This window comes from Bilifractor sp. HCP3S3_D3, from assembly GCF_052063915.1.
GTDB lineage: Bacteria > Bacillota > Clostridia > Lachnospirales > Lachnospiraceae > Bilifractor.
Genome location: NZ_JBQHWP010000071.1, coordinates 1 through 315, shown reverse-complemented (window position 1 = coordinate 315; position 315 = coordinate 1). Strand labels below are relative to the sequence as shown.

At 41.0% G+C, this 315-nt stretch carries 2 protein-coding genes; both read left to right on the top strand.

Going from position 1 to position 315, the window contains the following annotated elements; all coding sequences use genetic code 11:
- Window positions 1–134 (top strand): transposase (locus tag ACTNDI_RS14085; RefSeq protein WP_441101580.1); only part of this gene is annotated, 134 nt, incomplete at its 5' end.
- Window positions 135–315 (top strand): hypothetical protein (locus ACTNDI_RS14080; protein WP_441101579.1); only part of this gene is annotated, 181 nt, incomplete at its 3' end. It lies immediately after the preceding gene.

The following is a 315-nucleotide window of genomic DNA, read 5'->3' as shown; positions in this document are numbered from 1 at the left end:
AACTGAGGGAGGAATTTCCCCAGTTAGCAAAAATGCCGTCCTTATGGACACGTTCTTATTTTGTAAGCACAGCCGGAAATGTAAGTTCTGAAACTATAGAATGGTACATCCGCACGCAAAAGACGAGGGATTAGATGCACACCGTAAGATTACTGTTAGCCACAACCAGATACGACGAAACGGTCATAGAAAAGCGTTTTCATTCCATTAGCCATATCCATAACGTAATCGTCAAGCATGCCAAAAAACGTCTGAAAAGACTGTCATATGATGCCGAATATCAATCTCTAAAAGCAGAATATAAGAAGCTCCTGA